Here is an 18,545-nt window from a genome sequence, read left to right as displayed (position 1 = left end):
AAACACTCAGCTACGCCGTCGCCGCTCAGTACTCGTTCGTCACCCGGCCCTGGACCCCGCCGCCGCGCAGCTCGATCGTCAACGTGCCGCTCCTGGACTGCGCCGACATCGACACCGACCCGTGCAGCGCCGCCTGCCGCGGGAAGCACGCCGTCGACGACTCGATGCGGTCCGCCGTGGCCACCAGGCAGATCGTCGACCGGTCGGTCCCGATGCCGGCCCAGACGTTCCAGGGGGTCTCGGCGGTCCCGCCGTCGAGCGCCCGGTTCGTGAAGACCAGTCGGGTCGTGTGCAGGCTCACCGGCGCAGCGACCGGCCCCGGCAGCTGGTCGGCGTACGTCTGCGGGACGTCGAGCAGCTGTTCGAGCGTCACCGTCCCCGCCGTCGGCGTGACACTCGGCGCCGCGGCGACGTCGGGCTGCGCAGTCCCGACGAGGGTCCCGGCGGCGAACGCGACGCCCACCGCCGCAGCCGCGCCGCCCGCGATCCAGGCGCGTGGTCGCTCCGTCCACAGCCACCGCCCCCACCGCGATCGCTCGGTCGGCACTGCCTGGAGGCCCGGCTCGTCCCCGCCCTCGCCCCGCGCGTCGTCGACGTGGTCGCCCCCACCGCCGTCGGTCGCCTCCGACACGTCGGCTCCGGCAGGCACCGCCGCCGAACTGGCGGGCGAGGACACGACCGCCGCGTCAGCGGGCGAAGACACGGGCACCGGCGCGGGCCCCGGACCCGACCACGTCGCGGACGGGACCGACGTCCGGACCGGGCCCGGGCCTCCCGGCAGTGGATCCCGCGCCGTCGACCCCGCACGCACGCGGGGTCGTCGTCCGCGTTCCAGGTCCTGCAGCGCGATCCGGGCGCGCGCCGCGTCCGCCGGGCTCGATCCTGCTCCCCAGGCGACGGCCTCGAGCCGTGCCCGTTCCGCTGCCACGTCGTCGTGGGCCATGCGCACTCCCGCTCTGCCGGTCGCGTGGACAGGTCCATCGTGGCACCGCCGAGCCGTGCGCGCGCACCCAGAACGAGGGAGTAGGCGTGGTGCATGAGCACCGACCCCATGCCGCAGCACGACGCCGACGCCGAGACCCTCGAACCGCTGAGCCACGACACCCAGTCCGGCGAGGCCGACTACGTCGCGACCAGCCCCGGCGGCGCCGGCACGGAACGTCACGTGCCGACCGCCGACGAGGAGCAGGGCCGCGGTACCGAGTACGACCCGGTCGACCAGGGACCGCAGCAGGAGGGCCAGGGCGGCTAGCGGACCACGCGTCGCAGCACGGCGCGTTCGCCGTACGTCCAGGTCGCACTCGTCACGACGTAGAGCGCGGCGGCCAGCGGTGCGATCGCCGCGAACACGACCGTGACGAACGGCACGTACCGACCCACGGCGGCGGTTGCGGCGGCGCCGGGGACGCCCGGTTCCGGTGCCGGCACCGGGTTCCAGTGCGCGTTCGACCGGCGGCTGAGCTCGACGACGACCGCGAGCACCGCCAGCAGGACCAGCACCACCCAGGCGTGCACCCACAGCGGCGTCGTCAGGGTGACGACGAGCGAGTGGCCGAGCGGGACCCCGACGAGCGTCGCCTCCAGCAGGGCGTTCGTGGTGCCGCCGATCGAGGCGTGCGTGAACAGGGCGTAGACGAGCGACACGACGGGCGCCTGCGCCAGGACGGGCAGGCAGCCGGCCAGCGGCGAGACCTTCTCGTCGGTGTACAGCTGCTGCACCGCTCGCTGCAGGCGCTGGGTGTCGCGGCCGTACCGCTTCCGCAGCGCCGCGAGCTGTGGTGCGAGGCGCCGGCGGTCCCGCTCGGCCCGCACCTGCAGCACGGACAGCTGGACGAGCACCAGGCGGACGGCCAGGGTGAGGAGCACGACGGCGATCGCCGCGGCGAACGAGCCGGCGACGGGGTAGAGCGCCGCGGTGAGGGCGGTGACGAGGTCAGCGCCGCCGTGCAGCAGCGGGCCGATGAGGGGCAGGGTGGACAGGTCCATGACGGTTCCGATCGGTGGTGGGTCAGCGGGGTGCGCGAGCGGCCCGGCCACCGGTCGGTGGTCAGGCCGGGGTCGCGACCCCCGGTGCCCGTGAGCGGACGTGGCCGTCGGCGTCGGGGTGGCTCCACCCGATCCGGGTGACCAGGTCCGGTACCGCCGACCGGTCCGACACGGATGCCGATCCGACCCCGAGGACGGCTGCCAGCACCGCGACGAGCAGCCGGGCGACGACGACGGCCACGGCGACCGCGGTCAGCCCGAGTGCCGCAACGGCCAGCAGAGGCAGCACCCCGGCGGCCGGGTCGCCGAGCACCAGCGCGGCGGTGGCGCGGAGCAGCAGCAGGACGGCGGTCATGGTCCGTTCAGCGTAACGCCCGCGTGCCGTCGAGGACCGGAAGGTGCGGCGGGGGAGGATCACGGCATGACCGCAGGTTCGCCGAGCACCCCAGCGACCGTCGCGCTCGAGGCGGCCGGGGTCCCGTACACGCCGCATGTGTACGAGCACCACGAGAGCGCCACCAACTTCGGAGAAGAGGCGGCCGCCGCCCTCGGGCTGCGCGAGGAGCAGGTCTTCAAGACCCTCGTCGTCTCCGTCGACGGCACCCTCGCCGTCGCGATCGTGCCGGTGGCGAACCGGCTCGACCTCAAGGCGATCGCCGCAGCCGTCGGGGGCAAGAAGGCGACGCTGGCCGATCCCGCCCTCGCCGAGAAGCGCACGGGCTACGTGGTCGGCGGGATCAGCCCGGTCGGCCAGAAGACCCGGCTCCGCACCGTGCTCGACGAGTCGGCGCTGTCGTACGCGAGCATCTTCGTGTCCGGCGGACGTCGAGGCTTTGACGTCGAGGTGGCACCGACGGACCTCGCGCGGATCACCGAGGCGGTCGCAGCACCCATCGCGCGGACCTGAGTCGGGTCGCCGCAAGTTTTTTCGGCACCCGGGAATGACCCGGGCCCTCCTGCGTTGCATTGAGTCGAAGGCACTCAAGTTCCCCAGGAGGTCCCTTTGCCAGAGACGTTCGGCCCGACCGGTAGCAACGACTCGTTCGACGAGTTCCTCGCCCGCCTGCTCGCGGCACAGCGCACCGGTGACCAGCAGCGCGTCCGCGCGTTCGGTCGACCGGTCGACATCACCCGGCTGCTCAGCCGCCGGACCCACGAGCTGCTCCAGCACACCGCCGAGTACGCGGTCGCGCAGGGGCAGCGCGAGATCGACGCACTGCACATCCTGCAGGTGCTCGTCCGCACCGAACCGTTCGACGCCGTCGTGCGTTCCGCCGGGGTCGACCCTCAGCGACTCGCCGAGGAGATCGAGCAGCGCCTGCCGATGGCGCACGAGCCGCTGACCGAGCAGACCGGCCGCCCGGCACTGACCGGCACCGCCCAGCGCATCCTCGTCGAGGCGACGCAGGCAGCGCGGGGCTTCGGCAGTACCTACACCGACCCCGAGCACGTCTTCTTCGCGCTCGTGATGGACCAGGAGACCGTGACCGGCCAGCTGCTCGCCAGCGCCGGGATCACCCCGCAGGTCATGCAGGACTACGCCCAGCAGGCCGCGGCAGCAGCACGAGAGGGGCGCCCCATGCCAGGAACCGGTGCGACGATCGGAACGGCCGAGTCCGGTTCCGACAGCGACACCCCGACGCTCGACCAGTTCGGCACCGACCTCACCGAGCGCGCCCGTGACGGGCACGTCGACCCGGTGATCGGCCGCGCCGACGAGATCGAGCAGACCGTCGAGATCCTGCTCCGTCGTACCAAGAACAACCCGGTGCTGATCGGTGAGCCCGGCGTCGGCAAGACCGCGATCGTCGAGGGCCTCGCCCAGCGCATCGTCGACGGTGACGTCCCCGCCCTGCTGCAGGGCAAGCGGGTCGTCGCGCTCGACCTGCCCGGCATGCTCTCCGGCACCCGCTACCGCGGCGACTTCGAGGAGCGGCTCACCAAGGCGATGGACGAGATCGCGGCGCACGCCGACGAGCTCATCGTCTTCGTCGACGAGCTCCACACCGTCGTCGGCGCCGGTGGCGGCGGCGAGGGCGGCTCGATGGACGCCGGCAACATCCTCAAGCCGCGGCTCGCCCGCGGCGACCTGCACCTGGTCGGCGCCACGACGCTCAACGAGTACCGACGGATCGAGAAGGACGCCGCGCTCGAGCGCCGGTTCCAGCCCGTCACGGTGGGGGAGCCCACCGTCGAGGACGCCGTCGCGATCCTGACCGGCCTCGCCCCGCGCTACGAGGAGCACCACGGCGTCGCCTACACGCCCGAGGCACTCCGCGCCGCCGTCGAGCTCTCGCACCGCTACGTGACCGACCGGCACCTGCCGGACAAGGCCATCGACCTCATCGACCAGGCCGGTGCACGCCGTCGCCTCGCCCTGTCGGGCGACGTCGACGTCGAGGCACTGCGTGCCCAGGTCGCCGACCTGACGGCCCGCAAGGACCGCGCGGTCGCCGAGGAGCACTACGAGGAAGCGTCCGACCTGCGTGACGAGATCGTCGGACTGGAGGCCCGGATCACCGCCGCCTCGTCGGCGGACGCAACCCGCCCCTCCCGTCAGGAATCCGCGGACACGTCGATCACGGAGGCCGACATCGCCGCCGTGGTGTCACGTGCCACCGGGATCCCGGTGACCCGCCTCGGCTCGGCCGACAAGACGCGGCTCGCAGCGCTCGAGTCCGAGCTGCACGACCGCGTCGTCGGCCAGGACGACGCCGTGCGGGCGATCGCCAAGGCGGTACGGCGCAGCCGGACCGGCATGGGCGACCCGCGTCGTCCGGTGGGCAGTTTCCTGTTCCTCGGCCCGACGGGTGTCGGCAAGACCGAACTCGCGAAGGCCCTGGCGTCGTCGCTGTTCGGTGACGAGTCCGCCATGCTCCGCTTCGACATGAGCGAGTTCGGCGAACGCCACACCGTCTCCCGCCTGGTCGGTGCCCCTCCCGGGTACGTCGGCTACGACGAGGCCGGCCAGCTCACCGAGCGTGTCCGTCGCAACCCGTACTCGGTGATCCTGCTCGACGAGGTCGAGAAGGCCCACCCGGACGTCTTCAACCTGCTGCTGCAGGTCCTCGACGACGGCCGGCTCACCGACGGGCAGGGGCGGACGGTCGACTTCCGGAACACCGTGGTCATCATGACGTCGAACATCGGCTCGGAGTTCCTGGCCTCCCGCTCGGGAGCGCTCGGGTTCTCCCCGGTCGGTGCGACGGAGGGCTACGCCGAAGACGACCTGCGGGCCCGCGTGATGGGCAAGCTGCGCGAGGCGATGCGGCCCGAGTTCATCAACCGCATCGACGAGATCGTGCTGTTCCGCAAGCTCGACCGGTCCCAGATCGCGTCGATCGTGTCGCTGCTGCTGCAGGACACGGCGCTCCGGCTGGTCGCACAGGACATGCTCCTGTCGGTGTCCGACGCGGCGGTCGACTGGCTCGCCGAGCACGGGTACGAGCCGGAGTACGGCGCCCGCCCGCTCCGTCGGCTCATCCAGCGCGAGGTCGACGACCGTATCGCGACCCTGGTGGTCGAGGGCGGGGTCACCGCGGGTGACACCGTGCGGGTCGACGTCGAGGGCGACTCCCTGACGGCGAGCGTCGCGGAGCACGCGGCGGTCTAGTCCGGTCGCACGCACACGAGGGCCCGGTACCGATCCGGTACCGGGCCCTCGGCGTGCACGGACCGCGTTGGGGCGCAGCGCGCCGGCGCCGCCGCGCACCGTGCGTGCTCCGTCACGCGGTGCCAGGTTGCCCGTACCGTGCAGGCCTGCGATCCCGCACCGAGCGCGCGGGCTGCCACCGGCCCGCCGACGGTGCACCGTGCAGCCGGGAGTTCCGGCGCCGGAGCACGACGGGAACTCGGCACGCAGCCGGCAGGTTGACGCGAGACCACGAACCTCGCACCGTGGTCAGCCTGTTCGGGAATGCAATTCCGGATGTTCTCCGGAAAAAGGGTTGCGCTCCGAATTGCGGTACCGATAGTGTTCACTCGTCGCGAACGGTCGAACATTCGACCCGGACGACTCCGCCAGCTCGAGACCGAAAGGGGGCCGACCATGATGATCTCCGCAACCACTCCGTTCCGTGGAATCCGTGGACGCGTCGGTACCCCGTTCCGCGTCCGCTGACCCGGAGCGTCCCACTCTCCTGACACCTGTGCCTCCGGGCACCGTGCGCTGAGCCGATCAGGCCCGCGCAGCACCGGTTCGTTCGTCTGCTGAACGGTTCGTCGACTCGTCGATGCGTGCCGTCCGATCTGCGCGGACGACGCCGGAAGAATGTCGGTGGACAGTGTGACGCTCTCGGTGGCGGCGAGCATTCCGCGATCGTTGTCCGAACATTTCCGGACCATCCCGGAGTGCATTCTCACGCATTCAATTCCTGCTGCCCGCAACCCGGGCGGATTCGTCCTGCCCGACACCCGGGCAGCTCTGCCGTGCCCTGAAGGGGAACACCGTGTCCACGAAGACCACCACCCGTCCACCCGATACCCGCGCGGTGCGCCGCCGGGTCTCACTCGCCGACCGCATCGCACTCCGAGTCGGGATGTCGCTCATCATCTGGAGCCGACGCACCCGCAAGGAGCGGCCCGAGCTCGACCTCGCCACGCTGGCCCGCCTCGAGCGGGAACGCCAGCAGCGCGAGGCCGACTGGATCACCCAGGGCGCCACCATGCGGATGTGGCGCTGACCCGCGGCGCTGCGTCGGCGGCGCCACACGCTCGCACGCATGGTGCGAGGTTCCGTAGTCCGTGGCCGCCCCTCGGGGTGGCACCACGTCCGGAACCTCGCACCACGCCGGGCCACCCTCGCACCGTGCGCCGACGGGTCGGACGCACCCCGGGCCTCCCGTACCGTTGGTGGGTGACCGAAACCGCTGCTGCACTCGTCGAACGCCTCACCGCCCTCGTGCCGGACTTCCCGAAGCCGGGGGTGCTCTTCCGTGACGTGACGCCGGTGTTCTCCGACGCCGTCGCGTTCGGCCGCGTGTGCGAAGCACTCGCGGCACCGTTCGCGGTCGGGGCTGGGTTCGACGCCGTCGCCGGCATCGAGGCCCGGGGCTTCGCACTGGCCGGGGGCATCGCCGCCCAGCACCAGGTCGGCGTGCTCACCGTGCGCAAGGCGGGCAAGCTCCCCGGCGAGGTCCTCAGCGAGCAGTACGCGCTCGAGTACGGCGAGGCCGAACTCGAACTGCGCCCCGGCCAGCTGCCCGCCGGCACCCGGGTGCTCGTCGTCGACGACGTCCTGGCCACCGGCGGGACCGGCGCGGCGACCATCACCCTGCTCGAACGGGCTGGGTACCAGGCCATCGGGTTCGCCGCCCTGCTCGAGCTCGACGGCCTGAACGGTCGTGAGCGCCTCGAGCCGCGCCTGCCCGTCGCGACGCTCGGCGCCGTCCCGGCCTGATCGCGGGCAACTGCGCGGTCGGGGCCGCATCCGTTCTCTCCACAGGCGCGTCCCGGCGTCCGCGCGCGAGCACGTCTCGCACTAGTCTTGACGCACCATTTCGATCGAGGAGTCCCATCATCGTGACCGAGTCAGTCGCACCCGCGCCCGCCGAGCTTCCCCAGGCACCCGAGCCCCGGACCGCGACGACGACCACGACCGGCACCGAGCTCTTCGACGGTGAGCGCGGCATCGTCGCGATCCGCGTCGACGGTGTCCTCAAGGACCTCGCGGCGGACGTGCAGGCCGGCGAGACCGCCGAGGCCGTCACCCTGCAGGAGCAGGACGGGCTCGACATCCTCCGCCACTCGGCCGCCCACGTGCTGGCGCAGGCCGTGCAGCAGATCAACCCGGACGCCAAGCTCGGCATCGGGCCGCCCGTCACCGACGGCTTCTACTACGACTTCGACGTCGCCGAGCCCTTCACCCCCGAAGACCTCAAGGCGATCGAGAAGGGCATGGACCGCATCGTCAAGCAGGCCCAGCGCTTCCGTCGCGTGGTCGTCACCGACGAGCAGGCGCGCGAGCTGATGGCGGGGGAGCCCTACAAGCAGGAGCTCATCGGCCTCAAGGGTGCAGCGTCCGACGGCGACTCCGGCGAGAGCGTCGAGGTCGGTGCCGGCGAGCTCACCGTGTACGAGAACGTCGACCCGAAGTCGGGCGAGGTGCTCTGGCAGGACCTCTGCCGCGGCCCGCACGTCCCGCACACCCGCTGGATCGGCAACGCCGCCAAGCTCATGCGCGTCGCCGCCGCGTACTGGCGCGGCTCCGAGAAGAACCCGCAGCTGCAGCGCATCTACGGCACCGCCTGGCCCGACAAGGACCAGCTCAAGGCGTACCTGGTGCGCCTCGAGGAAGCCGCCAAGCGCGACCACCGCAAGCTCGGCGCCGAACTCGACCTGTTCTCGTTCCCCGACGAGATCGGTTCCGGCCTGGCGATCTTCCACCCGAAGGGCGGCATCATCCGCCGCGAGATGGAGGACTACTCGCGCCGTCGGCACGAGGAGAACGGCTACTCGTTCGTCTACACGCCCCACATCACCAAGGGCGACCTGTTCGAGACCTCCGGGCACCTCGGCTGGTACAAGGACGGCATGTTCCCGGCCATGCACATGGACGAGGCGAAGGACGAGGACGGCAACGTCACCCGGCAGGGCGCCGACTACTACCTCAAGCCGATGAACTGCCCGATGCACATCCTGGCGTACCGGTCGCAGCCCCGCTCCTACCGCGACCTGCCGCTCCGGATGTTCGAGTTCGGCACGGTGTACCGCAACGAGAAGTCCGGCGTGATCCACGGGCTCACCCGCGTGCGCGGCCTGACCCAGGACGACGCGCACATCTTCACCACGCAGGAGAAGATGAAGGAGGAGCTCACCACGACCCTCGCGTTCGTGCTCTCGCTCCTGCGCGACTACGGCCTCGACGACTTCTACCTCGAGCTGTCGACGAAGGACCCGGAGAAGTACGTCGGTGACGACGAGGTCTGGGACGTCGCGACGGAGACCCTGCGTCAGGTCGCCGAGGAGTCTGGCCTCGAGCTCGTGCCGGACCCCGCCGGCGCCGCGTTCTACGGCCCGAAGATCTCGGTCCAGGCCCGCGACGCCATCGGCCGCACCTGGCAGATGTCGACCGTGCAGCTCGACTTCAACCTGCCCGAGCGCTTCGGCATCGACTACACCGCGGCCGACGGCTCCCGCCAGCGTCCGGTGATGATCCACCGCGCGCTGTTCGGCTCGATCGAGCGATTCTTCGGGGTCCTCACCGAGCACTACGCGGGTGCCTTCCCGGCGTGGCTGTCACCCGTCCAGGTCGTCGGCATCCCGGTCGCGGCCGAGTACGGCGACTACCTCGACGAGGTCATCGCGAAGCTCCGCGCCCACGGCGTCCGCGCCGAGGTCGACCACTCGGACGACCGCATGCAGAAGAAGATCCGCACCCACACCAAGGCGAAGGTGCCGTTCCAGCTCATCGCCGGTGGCGACGACCGTGACGCCGGTGCCGTCTCGTTCCGCTTCCGTGACGGCCGCCAGGACAACGCGGTGCCCGTGGACGAGGCTGTGGACCGCATCCTCACCGCGATCCGCGAGCGCGCGCAAGTCTGATGCCCGACGAGCAGGACCCGCTGGTCATCCGGGACGCCGCTACCGCGGCGGCCGTCCCGGATGCCTTCCAGCGTCTGTGGAACCCGCACCGGATGGCGTACATCGACGCCGGCCGCGAGGGCGAGGGCCGCGGCTACCGCGACGACTGCCCGTTCTGCGAGGCGCCGCACAAGACCGACGAGGACGCCCTCATCGTCGCGCGCGGCGAGCACGCCTACGTCCTGCTCAACCTGTTCCCGTACAACAACGGCCACCTGCTCGTCTGCCCGTACCGGCACGTCCCGCTCTACGACGAGGCGACCCCGGACGAGCTGCGCGAGATGGGGGAGCTCACGCAGACCGCGATGCGCGTGCTCCGGCAGGTGTCCCACTGCGACGGCTTCAACATCGGCATGAACCAGGGCGAGGTCGCCGGAGCGGGCATCGCCGCGCACCTGCACCAGCACATCGTGCCACGGTGGGCGTCCGACGCGAACTTCTTCCCGATCATCGCCCGGACGAAGTCGATGTCGCAGATGCTCGGCGAGACCCGCCGACTCGTCGCCGAGGGCTGGCCCGCACAGCACTAGACTGTCGGCATCATGAGCGACAGCAGCAGCACCCCGAGCACCCCCGGCACCTCGATCACCGGCTCCGACCGCGTCAAGCGCGGACTCGCGGAGATGCTCAAGGGCGGCGTCATCATGGACGTCGTCGACGCAGAGCAGGCCCGCATCGCGGAAGAGGCCGGCGCGACCGCCGTCATGGCCCTCGAGCGCGTCCCCGCCGACATCCGCGCCCAGGGCGGCGTGGCCCGCATGTCCGACCCGTCGATGATCGAGGAGATCATCGCCGCCGTGTCGATCCCGGTCATGGCGAAGGCCCGCATCGGTCACTTCGTCGAGGCCCAGGTCCTGCAGGAGCTCGGCGTCGACTACATCGACGAGTCCGAGGTCCTGTCGCCGGCCGACTACGTCAACCACATCGACAAGTGGAAGTTCACCACCCCCTTCGTCTGCGGTGCCACCAACCTGGGCGAGGCACTCCGTCGCATCACCGAGGGCGCGGCCATGATCCGTTCCAAGGGCGAGGCCGGCACGGGTGACGTGTCCGAGGCCACGAAGCACATCCGCACCATCACCAAGGAGATCGCGGCGCTCCGCAACCTGCGTGACGACGAACTCTACGTCGCCGCGAAGGAGCTCCAGGCCCCGATCGACGTCGTGCAGGAGGTCGCCCGCACCGGCAAGCTCCCCGTCGTGCTCTTCACCGCCGGTGGTGTCGCCACCCCGGCCGACGCCGCGATGATGATGCAGCTCGGTGCCGACGGCGTGTTCGTCGGGTCCGGCATCTTCAAGTCCGGCGACCCGGCCAAGCGTGCCGCGGCGATCGTCAAGGCCGTCACCTTCCACGACGACCCGAAGGTCATCGCCGAGGTGTCCCGTGGGCTGGGCGAGGCGATGGTCGGCATCAACGTCGCCGACGTCCCCGCGCCGCACCGCCTCGCCGAGCGCGGCTGGTGAGTGCTCGGCCCCGGATCGGGGTCCTCGCGCTGCAGGGCGACTTCCGTGAGCACATCGCGTCGCTGACCGAGCTCGGCGCCGACGTGGTGCCGCTCCGTCGACCGGAGGAGATCGCGTCGATCGACGGCGTCGTGATCCCCGGCGGCGAGTCGAGCGTGATGGACAAGCTGTCCCGCGCGTTCGGCGTCGCCGCGCCGCTGTCCGAGGCGATCCGCGGGGGACTGCCGACGTACGGCACGTGTGCCGGCATGATCATGCTGTCGTCGCGGATCGCCGCCGGGATCCCGGGGCAGCAGACGCTCGAGGTGCTCGACACCACCGTGCGGCGCAACGCGTTCGGCGCACAGAACGACTCGTTCGAGACCGACATCCCGATGCCCGACCTCGGCGATGCGCCGGTACACGCGGTCTTCATCCGCGCACCGGTGGTCGAGCAGCACGGCGACGACGTGCACGTGCTCGGTGCCCTGCCGGACGGCCAGGTGGTGGCGGTGCAACAGGGCAACGTCATCGCGAGTGCGTTCCACCCGGAGGTCGCGGGCGAGGACCGCTTCCACCGGCGCTTCCTGGACCTGGTGCGCAGCGCCTGAGGCGTGATCATCCACCCGCCGCACCGGCGGAACGGGAGCCGCGCCGCGCCTCCAGGCCGGTGTTCGGCCCACAGGGCCGCTAAACTGAGCGGGACTTTCCGCAAGACGCAAGGAGAACCGTGTCCGGGCATTCCAAGTGGGCAACGACCAAGCACAAGAAGGCGGTCATCGACCAGCGCCGTGCCAAGTCGTTCGCCAAGCTGATCAAGAACATCGAGGTCGCCGCGAAGATGGGCGGTGCCGACATGTCCGGCAACCCGACCCTGGTCGACGCCGTGCAGAAGGCGAAGAAGACCTCGGTCCCCAACGACAACATCGACCGCGCCGTCAAGCGCGGTGCAGGTCTCACGGGCGAGACCATCGAGTACACGACGATCATGTACGAGGGCTACGGCCCCAACGGCGTCGCGATGCTCATCGAGTGCCTCACGGACAACAAGAACCGTGCCGCGGCCGAGGTCCGGACCGCGATGTCGCGCAACGGCGGCACCATGGCCGACCCGGGCAGCGTCGCCTACAACTTCTCGCGCAAGGGCGTCATCTCGGTCACGAAGACCGACGGCCTCGACGAGGACACCGTGATGGCCGCGGTTCTGGACGCTGGCGTCGAGGACGTCATCGACCAGGGCGGCGGCTTCGAGATCATCACCGAGGCGAGCGACCTGGTCGCCGCCCGCACCGCACTGCAGGACGCCGGCATCGACTACGACTCCGCCGACGCCGAGTTCGTCCCCGGCCTCAAGGTCCCGGTCGACGCCGAGACCGCCCGCAAGGTGTTCCGCCTGATCGACGCGCTCGAGGACTCGGACGACGTGCAGAACGTCTACTCGAACTTCGACATCCCCGCGGACGTCCAGGCCGAGCTCGACGAGGACGAGGGCGAGTAGCCGTGCTCCGTGTGCTCGGGGTGGACCCCGGGCTCACCCGGTGCGGCGTCGGCGTCGTCGAGGTCGCACCGAACCGGCGCGCACGACTCGTCCACGTGACGGTCGTGCGCACCCCACCGGACATGCCGCTCGAGCAGCGGCTGCTCCGGATCGCCGACGGCATCGCCGCCGAGATCGACGAGCACCACCCGGATGCGGTCGCCGTCGAGCGGGTGTTCGCGCAGGCGAACGTCCGCACCGTGATGGGCACCGCGCAGGCTGCCGGCCTGGCGCTGCACGCCGCGGCCGCCCGCGGGCTGCCCGTCGGGCTGCACACCCCGTCCGAGGTCAAGGCCGCCGTCACTGGCTACGGCAACGCCGACAAGCGTCAGGTGCAGACCATGATCGCGCGAGTACTCGGGCTGGACGAGGCCCCGAAGCCGGCCGACGCCGCCGACGCGCTCGCGTTGGCCGTGTGCCATGCCTGGAGGCTCGGATCACCCGACGCCGCCGGCTCGCGTGCCACGAACCTCACCCCGGCACAGCGCGCCTGGCGGGACGCCCAGGGCGGCACCGTCGACTCGCCGCTGGCCCGTGCGGCCGCCGCCGCGGCCCGCCCGCAGCGTGGCAGGACGGCGTCGTCGGTGGGCGGCCCTAGGCTCGGAGCATGATCGCGAGTCTCCGGGGCACCTGCATCGACATCGCCGGTTCGGCCGTGGTGATCGAGGTCGGGGGAGTCGGGTACGCCGTCACCGTGACGCCTGCGCACGCGCTGACGATGCGCCACGGTTCCGAGGTGTTCGTGCGGACGGCGATGATCGTGCGCGAGGACGAGCACCTGCTCTTCGGCTTCGAGTCGACCGACGCGCTGCAGGTGTTCGACCTGCTCCGCGGCGTCTCCGGCGTCGGCCCGAAGTCCGCGATGGGCGTCCTGGCCCACATGGACCCGGTACAGATCGCGAACGCCGTCGCGAACGAGGACGACGGCGCGTTCCGCAAGGTCTCCGGCATCGGCCCGAAGACCGCCAAGCTCATCATCGTCGCGCTCTCCGGCAAGCTCGTGGCCTTCGAGCAGGCCGCTGTGGTCGCTGCAGCACGTGGGACCGCAGTCCACCCCGCCGCGGTGGACGTCGTCTCGGCGCTCATCGGCCTCGGCTGGCGCGAAGACGCGGCACGGACCGCGGTCGACGACGCCGTGGCCAACGAGCCGGGTGCCGCCGCGATGGGCACCCAGGCCCTGCTCCGCGCCGCCCTCGGCGCCCTGCGACCCGCGGCAGCCGGCCGGTGAGCGGCATCACGTCCGCCGGCGCCGAGTCGCAGGAGGAACTCGCCTTCGAGGGTGCGCTCCGTCCGCGCTCGCTCGACGAGTTCGTCGGGCAGCGCAAGGTCCGTGGGCAGCTCGACCTGCTCCTCAAGGCCGCGGGCATGCAGGAGCGCACGCCCGACCACATCCTGATGGCGGGTCCCCCCGGCCTCGGCAAGACCACGCTCGCGATGATCGTCGCGCACGAGACCGGGCGACCGCTGCGCATGTCGAGCGGGCCGGCGATCCAGCACGCCGGTGACCTCGCAGCCGTGCTGTCGTCGCTCGTGCCGGGCGAAGTGCTGTTCATCGACGAGATCCACCGCATGGCCCGCTCGGCAGAAGAGATGCTCTACCTGGCGATGGAGGACTTCCGCATCGACGTGATGGTGGGGAAGGGTGCCGGTGCCACGAGCATCCCGCTCGACCTCGCACCGTTCACGCTCGTCGGTGCCACCACCCGGGCCGGCCTGCTGCCGAACCCGCTGCGCGACCGCTTCGGGTTCACCGCCCACCTCGAGTTCTACGAGAAGGACGAGCTCGAGCAGGTCCTGATCCGTGCGGCTCACCTGCTCGAACTCGACATCGACCGGACCGCCCTGCGTGAGATCGCTGGACGCTCCCGTGGCACCCCGCGCATCGCGAACCGTCTGCTCCGCCGGGTGCGCGACTACGCCCTCGTGCACCGCACCACCGACGGCATGGCCGCGGTCCGGGGTGCGCTCGACCTGTACGACGTCGACGAGCTCGGCCTCGACCGGCTCGACCGAGCCGTCGTCGAGACCATGCTGACCCGGTTCGACGGGGGCCCGGTCGGCCTCAACACCCTCGCCGTCAGCGTCGGCGAGGAATCCGAGACGATCGAATCGGTCGTCGAACCGTTCCTCGTCCGTGTCGGCCTGGTGACCCGCACCCCCCGCGGGCGCATCGCGACACCGCGGGCCTGGCGACACCTCGGCCTCACCCCGGGGCAGGGCGACGGGGCGCAGCCGGGGCTCTTCGACGACCCGGAACCCACCGCCTGACCGCCGATCAGTCGGGTGACATGCCACGGACACCGGCGTGCCCTAGACTGCTACGGCCCGAAACCGAGCAACCAGAGAAGGCAACGCATCATGGGTCAAGAAGTCATCCTCATCGTCATCGTCGTGGCGTTCGCGGCCTTCATGTTCTACAACAGCCGCAAGCGCAAGAAGCAGCAGGCCGAACTCGTGGACAAGATGGTCCCGGGCGCCAAGGTCATGCTGTCCTTCGGCCTCTACGGCACGCTCCTCTCCGTGAACGAGGAGAAGGTCACCGCTGACGTCGAGATCGCGCCGGGGACCATCGTCACCGTGCACCGTCAGACCCTGTCGCGCGTCGTCGACGACAACGCGTCCGACGTCGAGACCACCACGACCACCGAGGACGAGCCGAAGCCGGTGGCCGAGCTCAACGGCGAGCCGGTCTACGGCGAGCGGGTCGACACCGACCGTGTCGACGAGACCGACGCCACGAAGCGCAAGTCCGACGACTGACGCCCTCGGCCGCCGGGTCGTCTGACCCGGCGGCTTCCCTCTGCCGTCGCACGGTGTGCCGACGGTCCTGAACAGAAAGACGAGACGACCGGTGGCACGATCGACACCCGTCAAGAAGGCGCTGCGCTCGCTCACCTGGTTGGTGATCCTGATGGCGATCCTCGCCGGCCTGAACACCGCCGCGTCGATCCTCGCCGGCTCTTCGAAGGACGACAGCGACAAGTGGTACCAGGGCGCGAGCTGGGTCCCCGAGCTGGCTCTGGACCTGCAGGGCGGCACGCAGCTGACGCTGGCGGCGCAGAACACCGAGGGTGACTCCGTCACCTCGCAGCAGCTGCAGCAGGCGGTGAACATCATCCGCCAGCGCATCGACGCCACCGGTGTCTCCGAGTCGGAGATCAACACGCAGGGTGCGAACAACATCGTCGTCTCGATCCCGGGCCGCCCGGACAAGGCAACGATCGACCGGATCGAGGCAGCCGCCAAGCTGACCTTCCGCCCGGTGCTCTTCACCGAGGCCGCGACGAACTCCGCGGTCGGTGACGAAGGCAAGGGCACCGCATCGCCGACGCCGTACTCCCCGCCGGCCTCGCTCGCCGCGACGCCGAGCGCGAAGCCGACCAACGCGAGCGACCTGAACTGGGTCACGCCGAAGCTGCAGGACCTGTACACCAACTACAACTGCGCGGCGCCGGACGACGTCACCACGGCGCCCGACGACGAGCCCCTGGTCACCTGCGACCAGGACGGCGCGGGGAAGTACATCCTCGGCCCGGTCGAGGTCTCCGGTGCCGACATCAGCAACGCCACCTCGGGTCTCGCCACCGACTCGCAGGGCACGTCGACGGGCCAGTGGGCCGTCAACCTGACGTTCAACGGTGAGGGCTCGAAGGACTTCCGCACCGTCACGAACCGTCTCGTCTCGCTCCAGCAGCCGCAGAACCAGTTCGCGATCGTGCTCGACGGTTCGGTCATCACCGCTCCGACGACGAACTCCGCGATCACGAACGGCAAGGCGCAGATCACCGGCTCGTTCACGGCCGAGTCGTCGAAGACCCTGGCGGACCAGCTCAAGTACGGTGCGCTGCCGATCAACTTCCAGGTGCAGTCGAACGAGAACATCTCCGCGACGCTCGGTACCGCGCAGCTCATCGGTGGGCTCGTCGCCGGCCTGATCGGGCTGATCCTGGTCATCATCTACTCGGTCATCCAGTACCGGGCACTGGCCTTCGTCACCGTGCTGTCGCTCGGGATCGCCGCGGTACTCACCTACCTGGTGATCGCGATCATGTCGTGGCGCGTCGACTACCGCCTGTCCTTGGCGGGTGTGGCGGGTCTGATCGTCGCGATCGGCATCACGGCGGACTCGTTCATCGTCTACTTCGAGCGCATCCGCGACGAACTCCGTGACGGCCGGGCCCTCGAGAGTGCGGTCGAGTCCGGCTGGAAGCGTGCCCTCCGGACGATCCTGGCGTCCGACGCGGTGAACTTCCTCGCCGCCGTCACGCTCTACGTGCTCGCGGTCGCCGACGTGAAGGGCTTCGCGTTCACGCTGCTCCTCACGACGCTCATCGACATCGTGGTGGTCGCGCTCTTCACCCACCCGATGATGCAGCTCATCGCCCGCAGCCGGTTCTTCGGCGAGGGGCACCGGTTCAGTGGTCTCGACCCGGCAGCACTCGGTGCCGTCTACCGGGGGCGCGCGCAGTTCCGCGCACCCGTCGTGGACGGCAAGCGCCAGCGCAGTGCCGGTGAGGCACAGCGCCGACAGACGATCGCGGAGCGGAAGGCCCAGCAGGCCTCCGGCGACAACGGCTCGACGCCGGACGGGAAGGACGACTGATGGCCAGCTTCAGCCAGTTCGGCAGCGACCTCTACACGGGGAAGCGGTCGTACGACATCATCGGGCGCCGCAAGACCTGGTACCTCATCGCACTCGCGATGATCGTGATCTCGCTCGTCACCCCGTGGCTCCGAGGCGGGTACCAGCTCGGCATCGAGTTCACCGGCGGCTCGGAGTTCACCATCTCCGACGTCAAGACGCTCGACCAGAACATCGCCACCGAGACCGTCGAGGACGTCGTCCCGGAGTCGATCCCGCGCGTCTCGCAGCTCGGCACGCACGGCATCCGAGTCCAGACCGGGCAGCTCACCGACCGGCAGACGACCGAGGTGCAGGACGCCCTCGCGAAGGCCTACGACGTCCCGGAGAGCCAGGTCGCCGCGACCTTCATCGGCGCGACGTGGGGTGCCGACGTGCTCGCGCAGGCCATCCGTGGTCTCGTGATCTTCCTCGCCCTCGCCGCGGTCTTCATGACGCTGTACTTCCGCACCTGGAAGATGTCGCTGTCCGCGATGGCGGCGCTGCTGCACGACCTGCTCATCACGGCCGGCGTGTACGGCATCGTCGGGCTCGAGGTCACGCCTGCGGCGGTCATCGGGTTCCTGACGATCCTCGGGTACTCGCTCTACGACACCGTGGTGGTCTTCGACAAGGTGCGTGAGAACACCGCGCAGGAATCGATCCGGACGTTCAAGCAGTCGGTCAACCTCGCGGTGAACCAGACCCTCGTGCGATCGATCAACACCTCGGTCGTGGCGCTGCTGCCGGTCGCGGCGATCCTCTTCATCGGGTCGTACGTGCTCGGCGCCGGTACCCTGCGCGACATCTCGCTCGCGCTGTTCATCGGCATCATCGTCGGCACCTACTCGACGATCTTCATCGCGTCGCCGATGTACGCGCAGCTGCGCGAGAACGAGCCGAAGATCAAGGAGTCGGACGCCAAGAAGACCGCGGCGGCCGAGAAGCGCCGGCGTGAGGTCGACGCGGCTGAGGCGAACGTCTGATGCCCATCGAGATCCAGGAGATCGACGTCGCCGAGGCGCAGCGCCGAATCGACGCCGGAGCCCGCCTGTTCGACGTCCGCGAGCAGGGGGAGTGGGACGAGGTCCACGCTCCCCAGGCCACGCTCGTGCCGATGTCGGAGTTCGTGGACCGCTGGCAGGAGATCGACGGTGGCGACCAGCCGGCCATCGTCGTCTGCCACTCGGGCGGCCGTTCGTCGCGCATCGTCGCGGCGCTCGAGCAGTCGGGGGTCCCGGCAGTCAACCTCTCCGGCGGCATGCTCGCCTGGGAGCAGGCGGGGGCACCGGTGGAGCGCGACGCCCAGGGCGAACCGCGTCACGGGCACTGACCAGGGACGCGTAGTCTTGTCGGATCGAGCTCGGATCGAGCTCTC

Annotated in this window: 20 protein-coding genes; 17 read left to right on the top strand and 3 right to left on the bottom strand. The window is 70.5% G+C overall.

Annotated elements, in window-relative coordinates:
• Window positions 1-25: 25 nt before the first annotated feature.
• Window positions 26-631 (bottom strand): hypothetical protein, encoded by a 606-nt coding sequence (locus Q9R26_RS08045; RefSeq protein WP_146248620.1) that lies wholly within the window; start codon window positions 629-631, stop codon window positions 26-28.
• 405 nt (window positions 632-1,036) lie between these two features.
• Between Q9R26_RS08045 and Q9R26_RS08040 the strand changes: the two genes are divergently transcribed.
• Window positions 1,037-1,252 carry a hypothetical protein gene (locus tag Q9R26_RS08040; RefSeq protein WP_027465592.1) on the top strand — a complete coding sequence of 72 codons (216 nt, stop codon included), beginning with the start codon at window positions 1,037-1,039 and terminating at the stop codon, window positions 1,250-1,252.
• Here Q9R26_RS08040 and Q9R26_RS08035 read toward each other — a convergent pair.
• Window positions 1,249-1,986: a membrane protein insertase YidC gene (locus tag Q9R26_RS08035; protein ID WP_311226964.1), complete on the bottom strand. Its 738-nt coding sequence runs from the start codon at window positions 1,984-1,986 to the stop codon at window positions 1,249-1,251. The genes Q9R26_RS08040 and Q9R26_RS08035 overlap by 4 nt on opposite strands.
• A 61-nt stretch (window positions 1,987-2,047) precedes the next feature.
• Complete coding sequence (locus Q9R26_RS08030) at window positions 2,048-2,341, bottom strand: hypothetical protein (protein ID WP_182065001.1); 294 nt, start codon at window positions 2,339-2,341, stop codon at window positions 2,048-2,050.
• A gap of 66 nt (window positions 2,342-2,407) precedes the next feature.
• Between Q9R26_RS08030 and ybaK the strand changes: the two genes are divergently transcribed.
• From ybaK to Q9R26_RS07950, 16 genes are all read left to right on the top strand, one after another.
• Complete coding sequence (ybaK, locus tag Q9R26_RS08025) at window positions 2,408-2,893, top strand: Cys-tRNA(Pro) deacylase (RefSeq protein WP_071244681.1); 486 nt, start codon at window positions 2,408-2,410, stop codon at window positions 2,891-2,893.
• Between the two features lie 96 nt (window positions 2,894-2,989).
• Complete coding sequence (locus Q9R26_RS08020) at window positions 2,990-5,599, top strand: ATP-dependent Clp protease ATP-binding subunit (RefSeq protein WP_311226963.1); 2,610 nt, start codon at window positions 2,990-2,992, stop codon at window positions 5,597-5,599.
• 835 nt (window positions 5,600-6,434) lie between these two features.
• On the top strand, window positions 6,435-6,668 hold the full coding sequence (locus tag Q9R26_RS08015) for a hypothetical protein (RefSeq protein ID WP_311226962.1): 234 nt from the start codon (window positions 6,435-6,437) through the stop codon (window positions 6,666-6,668).
• Window positions 6,669-6,841: 173 nt separating this feature from the next.
• Window positions 6,842-7,384 (top strand): adenine phosphoribosyltransferase, encoded by a 543-nt coding sequence (locus Q9R26_RS08010; RefSeq protein ID WP_017887364.1) that lies wholly within the window; start codon window positions 6,842-6,844, stop codon window positions 7,382-7,384.
• A 122-nt stretch (window positions 7,385-7,506) separates the two neighbouring features.
• Window positions 7,507-9,528: a threonine--tRNA ligase gene (gene thrS / locus Q9R26_RS08005; RefSeq protein WP_181436744.1), complete on the top strand. Its 2,022-nt coding sequence runs from the start codon at window positions 7,507-7,509 to the stop codon at window positions 9,526-9,528.
• Window positions 9,528-10,097, top strand: coding sequence for an HIT domain-containing protein (locus tag Q9R26_RS08000; protein WP_311226961.1), 570 nt, complete (start codon window positions 9,528-9,530; stop codon window positions 10,095-10,097). The genes thrS and Q9R26_RS08000 overlap by 1 nt, the downstream gene beginning before the upstream one ends.
• 12 nt (window positions 10,098-10,109) lie before the next feature.
• The gene (gene pdxS, locus Q9R26_RS07995) at window positions 10,110-11,030 is read left to right on the top strand and encodes a pyridoxal 5'-phosphate synthase lyase subunit PdxS (RefSeq protein ID WP_182065007.1); all 921 of its coding nucleotides are present in this window, start codon (window positions 10,110-10,112) and stop codon (window positions 11,028-11,030) included.
• The gene (pdxT, locus tag Q9R26_RS07990) at window positions 11,024-11,620 is read left to right on the top strand and encodes a pyridoxal 5'-phosphate synthase glutaminase subunit PdxT (RefSeq protein WP_396136822.1); all 597 of its coding nucleotides are present in this window, start codon (window positions 11,024-11,026) and stop codon (window positions 11,618-11,620) included. The genes pdxS and pdxT overlap by 7 nt, the downstream gene beginning before the upstream one ends.
• 119 nt (window positions 11,621-11,739) lie before the next feature.
• A complete protein-coding gene (locus Q9R26_RS07985) occupies window positions 11,740-12,507 on the top strand; it encodes a YebC/PmpR family DNA-binding transcriptional regulator (RefSeq protein ID WP_182065009.1) in 768 nt (255 codons plus the stop codon).
• A 2-nt stretch (window positions 12,508-12,509) separates the two neighbouring features.
• A complete protein-coding gene (gene ruvC, locus Q9R26_RS07980; protein ID WP_259577849.1) occupies window positions 12,510-13,157 on the top strand; it encodes a crossover junction endodeoxyribonuclease RuvC in 648 nt (215 codons plus the stop codon).
• Window positions 13,154-13,774 (top strand): Holliday junction branch migration protein RuvA, encoded by a 621-nt coding sequence (ruvA, locus tag Q9R26_RS07975; protein WP_209134403.1) that lies wholly within the window; start codon window positions 13,154-13,156, stop codon window positions 13,772-13,774. The genes ruvC and ruvA overlap by 4 nt, the downstream gene beginning before the upstream one ends.
• Window positions 13,771-14,814, top strand: a complete 1,044-nt coding sequence (ruvB, locus tag Q9R26_RS07970) for a Holliday junction branch migration DNA helicase RuvB (RefSeq protein ID WP_182065012.1) — start codon at window positions 13,771-13,773, stop codon at window positions 14,812-14,814. Before ruvA ends, ruvB begins: the two co-directional genes overlap by 4 nt.
• 90 nt (window positions 14,815-14,904) lie before the next feature.
• Window positions 14,905-15,306 carry a preprotein translocase subunit YajC gene (gene yajC / locus Q9R26_RS07965; RefSeq protein ID WP_051596726.1) on the top strand — a complete coding sequence of 134 codons (402 nt, stop codon included), beginning with the start codon at window positions 14,905-14,907 and terminating at the stop codon, window positions 15,304-15,306.
• Between the two features lie 91 nt (window positions 15,307-15,397).
• On the top strand, window positions 15,398-17,149 hold the full coding sequence (secD, locus tag Q9R26_RS07960; protein WP_311226959.1) for a protein translocase subunit SecD: 1,752 nt from the start codon (window positions 15,398-15,400) through the stop codon (window positions 17,147-17,149).
• The gene (gene secF / locus Q9R26_RS07955) at window positions 17,149-18,153 is read left to right on the top strand and encodes a protein translocase subunit SecF (RefSeq protein ID WP_152377858.1); all 1,005 of its coding nucleotides are present in this window, start codon (window positions 17,149-17,151) and stop codon (window positions 18,151-18,153) included. Before secD ends, secF begins: the two co-directional genes overlap by 1 nt.
• On the top strand, window positions 18,153-18,500 hold the full coding sequence (locus Q9R26_RS07950) for a rhodanese-like domain-containing protein (RefSeq protein WP_182065014.1): 348 nt from the start codon (window positions 18,153-18,155) through the stop codon (window positions 18,498-18,500). Before secF ends, Q9R26_RS07950 begins: the two co-directional genes overlap by 1 nt.
• The last annotated feature ends 45 nt before the right edge of the window (window positions 18,501-18,545 follow it).

Origin of the sequence: Curtobacterium sp. BRB10, assembly GCF_031844325.1 — a bacterium.
Classification (GTDB): Bacteria; Actinomycetota; Actinomycetes; order Actinomycetales; family Microbacteriaceae; genus Curtobacterium; species Curtobacterium poinsettiae_A.
The sequence above is the reverse complement of the archived record's forward strand: the minus strand, read 5'-3'. Positions and strand labels throughout refer to the sequence as shown.